Genomic DNA, 8740 nt, shown 5'->3' on the forward strand with positions numbered 1-8740 from the left:
CGACCCACCCCCACCATTCTCGGCTTCCTGAGTCCAGCCGTCAGGCCAGCAGCCAGTCCGAGCCCAGATGGATTTCGAACAACCGGCCATCAGCGACCTGGTCGACGCCGTAGTCGGCGACGTAGAGGCTCATTTGCTGTCCGTCGTTCGGGTCGGAACTTGGTGCCAGCTCCAGACCCTTGGGCCTCACCGCCACCCCGGTAATCGGGTTTGTGTAGGCCGGCGAGTTGAGGACGCTGATTGTCGAGATGATGTCGCCGTCGTGATCCATCTCCCAGATATTCGGGCTCAATCCGGAGGCGACGAAGAAGATGCCGTGAGTTGGATCGTAGGCCAGCGCCTCCGCGTCATGCATCACCGAGGGGAGATTTATGGTTCTCACCAGTGCCCCATCGCCAGTCAGTTCATACATCAGTTTCTGGTGGCCACCGAGCTCGAAGATGTGGCCGGTCGTCGGATCGAACCGCAAGTCCTCGCTGTCGTCCTGCCCCAGGGATGCCGTGTCGAATGATCCAAGCTTGACCGATGGATTGGCCGGGTCGACCCAGAACACCTCCAGCTGATCGTCATCGGAGATATACATATGGCCGTTGGACGGATTGATCCCGAGGCCGGTGGGCTCGGAGGTGAATGACTCCACGCTGTATCCCTGAATAGCACCGGTGGGACCGATCGAGAACAGGTTGGTCTGGCTGAACCACGGTCTCTCATCATGTTCCGAGTCGGCAATGAACAGCTTGTGAGAGACCGGATCATAGGCCAGGCCGGAGGGATCGCCGATACCAACCCCTGCCGCATCGACATCGCGGAAAGGGGCCGTGGCGAGGTCGGTCACGGCGACGACACTGGCTTGAATGACGGGGTTTGGATCGTTGTCGTAAATCGTACCAGTCGCCGTATTGTCTGCGATGAAGGCACCGTTTGCGGAGTTCAACTTGAGGCTAAAGGATTCCGTGTTCTCGGTGAACGTGTCGTCCTTGAGCGTGAGCGCAAGGTCCAAGGAACTCTGGCCGGCAGAAATGGTCACTGTACCCGTCGCCGGGCCGAGCAGGTCATTGGCGGCGGTGGCGGTGCCGTCAATGATCGAGTAGCTGATCAGAATGTCTTGAGACGCAGCATGGTCGAGACTGAGGTGGAAGGTAATATTGGCGCCCGGGCCTTCGGTTTGCGCGGCATCGGAAATGCCCAGGGCCGGCATGGAACTGGTGCCGATCACGTAGGTTACGGCGAGCTTCGGGTGCACTGAATCCTCGGAGGAGTCTAACCTCCAGGCGTCGGTAGAACCTGTGCTGATCAGCCAGCCCTGGTTTGCAGCATTGAGTTCAGCAGCAGTCGTACCCGCCGTTGCCCAGGCGCGCAGGCTTGCGGTGACATCAACCGTGGTTGGTCCGAGAGCGGTCTGCCCCACAGTCACGTCCGCCACGGACAGGGCCTCGACGCCATTGGCCTGGACGCCTCCAACCATCGAGTTCCAAGTCGCGCTTTCGGTCCAGTCGACCAGCATGCGATAGAACGCACCATTGGCCGCCGACGCAGATTCGTTGTTCGTCTGTAAGGTGAGGATTGCCGAGGTGATGGTGGCACCCACTGGGATCTGCCCCGGGCCCGAACCAAACAAATTGTCGAAACCGAGCAGCGCTTGCTTGGCATTGGCGACGCCGGCATCGGCTTTGTCGACGCTCACTGCGACGTCGGAGCCGAACGACGTCGTGGGCTTTGCCTGATCCAAGGTGGTGTCCAGGGTGGCCGCATAGCCGTTCAACCCATCCTGGAATACTACGGTCGTGGGGGCGGGAATGGCGTTCACCGTCAGTTCGGCCGATGCCGCTGCGCTGTAGTCGTGGCCATCGAATGCCCGGTAGGTAAAGCTGTCGGTCCCGATGAAGCCGGCAATGGGCGTGTAGGTGAATGAGCCGTCCGCATTGAGCGCCAACGTACCCTTGCTGGGGCCGATGAGCAGCACCGCCTGCAGCACGTTGTTATCGGCATCACTGTCATTGGCGAGGACGCCATTGGCAGCGCTCTTCGTCAGGGTCGAGCCGGCATTCAAGCTGTAGACATCGTCAGTGGCTACTGGAATGGCGTTGGGCGAACTGACCACCAGACTGACAGTTGCCGTGTTGCTATAGGCTGTCCCGTCGAAGGCCTTGTAAGTAAAGCTGTCGGTTCCGGTGAAGCCGGCAACTGCCGTGTAGATGAACGAACCATCGCTATCGAGGGTCAGGCTGCCATTGGCAGGCCCCGTCTGCAGGACGGCCTCGAGCGGGTTGCTGTCGGCGTCGCTGTCATTGGCGAGGACGCCCCCCGCCCTGACGACGCTAAAATCCGTCCCGGCCGTGACATTGTAGCTGTCATTGGCGGCAACAGGTGGCGTGTTGCCGGAGGTAACCGAGAGCGTGACGGCGGTAGCGGCGCTGTACGCGGCCCCATCGAAAGCCTCGTAAGTAAAGCTGTCCGGGCCCGTGTAACCGGCGGCGGCAGTGTAGTCGAAGGACCCGTCGTCCAGCAGATGGAGCGTCCCGTGCGACGGGCCTGAAATCAACACGGCATGGAGGGCGCTGCCCTCTGCGTCGTGATCATTGGCTAGGACGCCTTGCGCCACCGACACATTGAGTTGCACGCCGGCTTTGGCTGCATAGGCGTCTGCGCTAGCAACCGGCGCGTCGTTGGTGCCGGTGATGGCGACATTGATTTGCTGGGTGGCCGACCCGCCATGACCGTCCGACACCGAAATCGTGTAGGCGATGGTCAAGACCTGGCCCTGTCCCAGGAAGTCAAAGGCTTGCGATCCGGAGTCGAATTGCCAGCCGAGGTTATGCGAGTCGCCGGCGTTGGCAGCAAGCCCCGTGGCCGGAGTGAGCTTCAACAGTCCTTTGACATCGGCTTCGACGAGGCCGCCGGTCGCGCCAGTCAGAACCGCCTTGGTCACAGTTGAACTGACGGTGTCGGAGGTATCGACATCGGTCACCGTAAAGTTGCCGGCAGCCGTAAGCGTGGCATTGGTTTCGGTCAGGTTGGCGCCTGCACTGTCGCCGCTGCCGATCGAGATCACCGGATTATCGTTAACGCCAGTGATGGTAAAGGTAAGCGTGCTGCTGCTGGTATTTCCGAGTTGATCGTTCGCCGTATAGCCGAATTTCTCGGTTACGACCGCTCCCGCGGCCAAGGCCTCAACCTTCGCCAAGTCGGCTGTGTAGCTGTAGCTTCCATCGGCATAGACCGTAAGGGTCCCGTAGAGGCCCTGAATGGTAGTCGTCGAGCCCACCAGCTTGGAGGTGTTGTCATACTTGATCCACTTTAACGCGAAGGTTTCCGTGTCGTTGGCAAGCAAGTTACCAGTGACCGTGGTATCTTCGAGAAGACTTGCGGTGTCCGCCTTGGCTTTTATTGTCATTTTACCCTCGCCTTCGGGATTGAAGCCACGCGGTCGGTAAGTTTAGTCCTTATCCGAGCCGGTTTAAAGGCAGCGTACATCCACCAAAGGAGGTATGGCAATTGGACTGGGGTTTCCGAAACTGTCACCAGCCGACCAAGTCATTATTGCAGCTGTAATTTTTGACCCTCTGCAAACTCTACAGGCCCTGCAACTGCCTTTAGCAGCGTTTGTGCAGCCCCCGATGCTCGTGTCCTGCACCGACGGGAAAACCCTGCACAAGCAATTGTCGGGGCATGCCGCAACGCCTCGCCGACTTGATCAGGCAGTTGGCCTCTACGAATGCTGGGTGTCCGTACCCGGCAAAACCCCCATGCGCAGCCAATCCCTGATCCGGCCCTCGATGCCCTAGGCCTTGGTATTGAGACGTTGATCTTGAAGCGCGACGGTCTGGAGGTGGAGGGATGCCAGCTCAGTGAGATCAATCTTGACGAGATGATCGAAAAATGCCGGCACTTCGGTTCCTTACAACTCCTTCTTCTCGTCAGCTACCGCTTCAATCAACGCAGCATAGTAGGCATGATCGCTCTTGAGGTCGGTATCGACAACAGAAAACCGTCTCTCTTGCGGCCTGAAGGCACGATCGATTTCAACTGCGAGCGGATGCCGGCCATCTGGCTCGGGTCTACGCCGGACTCGATGATCGACGACGAGCTGGAAGAAAAACACCCACTGCTTGGTGCCGGAGCGAGTCACCTGAGATTGCCGCCATCTGATAATACGCGAGATAACGGAAACATATTAACATTGTTAATCGAATGGAAGGCCGTGCGAGACAGCTTCGCGCAGCGTCCCGAGCGAGCGCAGCGAGCGACGGGTAACGCGGAAGCGAAGCTGGCTCATTATGGAGATAATGGTCGTAGATCCCATGAGGAGTGGATAGCGGCCTAGGCTCTGCCAAAGTGAGGTTGCTCAATATCCCCACTCTGGAGACAATCATGCTTTTGAACACTGACGGCCCCAACACCCAAGCCGCTATCCGAACCAATCTTGGCGCAGTCTTCGTGTCGTTGGAACTGAGCAAGTCGACCTGGCTTGTGACTTCGCTGTCGCCGGGCAACGAGAAGATGTCATTCCACTCGGTGAAGGGCGGTGACATTGCCGGTCTGTTTGCCCGCTTTGAGGCCCTGCGGCAGAAAGCGCAGGTCCGGCAGGGCAAACTGTATCCAGTGGTAGTCATCCAGGAGGCGGGGTTGGACGGCTTCTGGATCGAGCGAGTACTCGCAGCAGAGTCCTGGATTGAAAGCTACGTGGTCGATGCCGCCTCGATTGCGGTGCCGCGCAAGCGGCGGCGAGCAAAGACCGACCGGATCGATGGCGAGACGTTAATCCGGACGCTGATGGCCTACAAGCGGGGAGAGCCACGGGTGTGCTCGATGGTCAAGGTGCCGAGCCTCGAGGCGGAAGATCGGCTCCGCATTTCCCGCGAGCGCAAGGCGCTGGTGGCCGAGAGGATTGCTCACAACAACCGGATCAAGGGGCTTCTCTTCAACCAAGGGATCCGGGACTATGAACCGCTGTGCCGTGACCGGCGCAAGCGGCTGGAAGAATTGCGGACCGGCGATGGCCGCCCGCTGTCCCATCATCTCAAGGCCCAGATCGTTCGCGAGCTTGATCGTCTCGAACTACTGCTCGGCCAAATCAAGGCGGTCGAGGCCGAACGGGATGCGCTGATCGCCGAAGAGAAGCCCGACCAGACAGCGCCTATGACTGCGCTTCTTGCTCTCAAGGGGATTGGTGCGGAGTTTGCGGCCATCTTGTATGCTGAAGGCCTGTTTCGGCAGTTTGGCAACCGAAGGCAGATCGCCGCCTACGCCGGGCTGGCACCGTCTCCCTGGCAAAGCGGGACGATCAATCAGGAGCAAGGTGTCTCGAAGGCGGGTAATCCTCGGCTACGGACAACGATGATCCAACTGGCCTGGCTCTGGCTGCGCCATCAGCCGGATTCGGCTCTCACCCGCTGGTTCCATGTGCGGATCGACAAGGGCGCCTTGCGCAGCAAAAAGGTCGCAATCGTCGCGCTTGCCCGCAAGCTGCTCGTCGCGCTCTGGAAATACGTGCACCACGGCATCGTTATCGAAGGAGCCATCGTGAAGGCAGCGTGACGCTCTTCAACTCTCTTCCTATCCTCAGGAGTTGATCACTCCTGACGGATCCGGGTGGACGCACCGAGCAATCCTATGGCCTCAACAGCCGTGTCGTAGAATGGTCCCGTCCTCCTGAGCCCTGACCGCTGGATGCGGGATATTGGTGCAGCCGCCTTGGAGCGGCGACCGGATGTGAGGTTGTACAGGTCCGGATATCGGACCGGTATTAGAAACGGGCTCAGACCATGGATACCGTGAACAGGGACAATCCCATGCCGCCTTGAAGATACCCCTTGACCCGAAAAGCCTCATGTGAGGATTTTGTAGCTAATCCTCCAGCATGCACGCTCAAGGACGTTCGCCCTCGGTTGTTGTGTCGGAATGCGGGGTTCTGGCCTTCTCGGCACTGGCCACCACCCTGCCCGGGATGGCAATTCAGCTACTGGTCCATCAATCGATCCTTGACCCCGCTTCCTTGGTTCGCGTGGTTCGTGCCTCTGTGGTCGAGAGAACGTCGACCCAACTGGCTCGGCTCATCCCGACACTGTCGTTTTTGGCAACTTTCAAATTCCCGGCCAATCTGTAAGAACCTGACTCGAAACTCGGTCATGCACGACGCGGAGCTGCCATGCGGCGCAGCATGAGGCGGATCGAGGCGATGAAGATCCACGCCTCGGCGCTGGCGATGGTCGCCTCGAAGTCCTTGCGAGCCGGCGACAGCGACCCAGCCAGGCGAAAGTTCGCTCGACGACCCATCGTCGCGGCAGCACCTCAAAGCCTTTGGCCGTGTCTGAGCGTTTGATGATTTCGATGGTCCACGTGCCGAGATCGGCCAGAGCCTGCGTTAGTTTTTCTCCGGCATAGCCGCCGTCGGCGAACAGATGGCGCAACCACGGGTAAAGCTGTCGAATGGAGGCGATGACGCCGACTGCCCCGTCCCTGTCCTGGATGTCGGCCGTATGCACCCTCAGCCCGACCAGGTGCCCCTCGGTGTCGGTGATGATATGGCGCTTGCGGCCTTCTCGACCTTGATGCCCGAAACGACCATGTCGAGATGGGTGCTGATGAGGTCCATCCCGCCCGTGGGACCTTGCTCGACGTCGTCGGCGCTGGACCCGATCCTTTTCTCAAAGGTCGGCCCTGCGGTCACGCTGAGGGCATAGTCCTTCGTGGCGGTGCTCCCATCGGACGAGGTCGCGGTGACATGGAGGTTGACCGACGGCTCGGTCGTCGCATTGAGCGTGCCCGTGCCCGAGCGCGTGATGACGCCGCTGGAATTGATGGCGAAGCGCGTGTCACTGATGCTGTAGGTGACGGTCGAGCCGGCATCGGGATCCTTGGCGGATGCCGTGATGCCGACCGCTGTGCCCGCCGCGGCGAGCTCGGCGATCTGGTTGGCGGCAACGTTGGCGTCGGCCGGTGTGTTGAACGCGACCGGCTCCGGGCTGTCGAGGACGGCGAGGGTGTAGGTCTGGTTGGCGGTGCTGCCGTCGGACGAGGTTGCCGTCACCGTCAGGTTGATCGACGACTGGGTCTCGAAGTCGAGCGTGCCCGTGCCCGAGCGCGTGATGACGCCGCTGGAGTCGATGGCGAAGCGCGTGTCGTTCACGCTGTAGGTGACGGTCGAGCCGGCGTCGGGATCCGTGGCTGACGCCGTGATGCCGACCGCTGTGCCCGCCGCGGCGAGCTCGGCGATCTGGTTGGCGGCAACGTTGGCGTCGGCCGGTGTGTTGAACGCGACCGGACTGCCGGAAACGGGCAGAAGATACTCGACATGCAGCAGCGGCGCGCTGGCCGGATTGGACTCGTAGGAATCGGCCGTGCGCGTGCCGGTGCCGGTGATGATGAACGCCATATGGTTGAGCGCCGCCCAGCCGGAGCGGTTGACGATTTCCTGGACGATCGCCGTGATGTCCGGCGTGCGTTCGGCAAGGCCATGCTCGCCCACTACGGTCCAGGGGTCCGGCGTCCAGGCAGTGGATGCCGACGTCCGGGGAAGCGACGAGACGTTGAAGGTTTTGCTGGTGAAGGCGCTCGCGTCGTCGACATTGTCGCCCTGGATCAGCAGTGACGCCGCGCCGGTCTTCACCTCGTTGGCCTGGAATTGGATGTAGGCCTTGGTGATGATGGCGCCCTGGGGAATGTTGATCCCGGTGAAACGAAGGCCGTCAGTCTGCGCGGTGCTGCCGTCATAACCCAGCTCCAGGTCTGAGACGTTGGTCGACATCGCGCCGGAGTTCTTCTGCTCGACATCGTCGCCGGCGGTCGTAATCCTGGTCTCGAAGATCGGGTCGGCGCCAAGGACACTGTTTACAGTGAGCATGGCCGCTGTCGCCGTCGTGCTGGTGCCAGCGATCGTATCGGGGCTGGCGGGGTGAGCGCTGTCTGCGAGGCCCGCACGGTGCCACCAGTCGAAGCCATTCGCCGTCGCGGCGTCGAGAGTGGTGCCGTCGAGATGGATGCCAATTCTGGCGGCCGCCTCTGCGAGCCCGGTGAGCTTCAGCCCGCCGTCGCCCGCCCAGGTCGGGGTGATCCCGCGCGTGGAGATGAGATCACCGATCCTGGCAGCGGCTTGGTCCGCGCCGTTGCTGTTGCCGCGGACGCTGGTTTCGACAGCCGGGCTGCCGCCATCTTCCGGGCTCGCTTCTCCTGTCGCCGAAGCCCTTAGCGTGCAGTCATCGTGGTGTTCACCTGCATCCGGAGCGCTGGTTCCGGACGATGGTATCGGCCCGTCATCAATCGTCTGAAGGCCTTTAGAGGAAGACCAGGAGCCAAGCCAAGTCATGGCCGTTCAACAACATTCCCACCGCCCGCAATTCCGGAAATCTGAACAGATTTGGACATATCGGATCTCCTTCACTGCTGACGGCACGCACCGCCCAGACTCAGCCTGGCCGGGCAGCGAGCGTCTCAGCAACCTCCAACCGATCGTGCTCAATTGGGCGCCGTCGCCATGAGCGATAACCTGAACGACCGACGCGCATACCTTCCCAATTCGGAGCGACGAGCGCGACCTTTGAAATCGAAGACGGCAGCCGGGTCTCACCTGGCGCGCATCCAATGCCACCTTGCAGCATGCTCACGACGCGCCGATGGCCCACGCGACCGTCTTCGCGCGCAGCCTTGGGCGAAGAACCCGCATGGGCAAAGGTGACAAAAGGGTCGTGCCCCGCTGAGTGGTGTAGCTCGGCGGTAGCGAAACCGCTCGCGAGCGCGCCCT

The 8740-nt window shown here is 61.0% G+C and carries 4 protein-coding genes and 2 pseudogenes; 2 read left to right on the top strand and 4 right to left on the bottom strand.

Annotation, left to right across the window (positions count from 1 at the left end; translation table 11 throughout):
• Positions 1 to 40: 40 nt before the first annotated feature.
• Entirely contained in the window at positions 41 to 3394 is a 3354-nt protein-coding gene (locus tag EH240_RS33205) for an Ig-like domain-containing protein (protein ID WP_125006476.1), read from the bottom strand.
• Between the two features lie 321 nt (positions 3395 to 3715).
• Here EH240_RS33205 and EH240_RS33210 point away from each other — a divergent pair, with 321 nt between their 5' ends.
• Together EH240_RS33210 and EH240_RS33215 are read left to right on the top strand one after the other, a co-directional pair.
• The gene (locus tag EH240_RS33210) at positions 3716 to 4324 is read left to right on the top strand and encodes a hypothetical protein (protein ID WP_125006478.1); all 609 of its coding nucleotides are present in this window, start codon (positions 3716 to 3718) and stop codon (positions 4322 to 4324) included.
• A 47-nt stretch (positions 4325 to 4371) separates the two neighbouring features.
• A complete protein-coding gene (locus tag EH240_RS33215; protein WP_167484277.1) occupies positions 4372 to 5538 on the top strand; it encodes an IS110 family RNA-guided transposase in 1167 nt (388 codons plus the stop codon).
• 588 nt (positions 5539 to 6126) lie between these two features.
• On the opposite strand, the pseudogene EH240_RS33220 reads toward EH240_RS33215, so the two are convergent.
• The 3 genes and pseudogenes from EH240_RS33220 to EH240_RS38610 all read right to left on the bottom strand — a co-directional run.
• Positions 6127 to 6542 (bottom strand): annotated as a pseudogene (locus EH240_RS33220) (IS5 family transposase); the annotation flags it as partial.
• Entirely contained in the window at positions 6488 to 8305 is a 1818-nt protein-coding gene (locus EH240_RS33225; RefSeq protein ID WP_206075366.1) for a cadherin repeat domain-containing protein, read from the bottom strand. The gene EH240_RS33225 and the pseudogene EH240_RS33220, both read right to left, overlap by 55 nt.
• 100 nt (positions 8306 to 8405) lie before the next feature.
• A pseudogene (locus tag EH240_RS38610) lies at positions 8406 to 8740 on the bottom strand (hypothetical protein); the annotation flags it as partial.

Source organism: Mesorhizobium tamadayense (assembly GCF_003863365.1).
Classification (GTDB): Bacteria; Pseudomonadota; Alphaproteobacteria; order Rhizobiales; family Rhizobiaceae; genus Mesorhizobium; species Mesorhizobium tamadayense.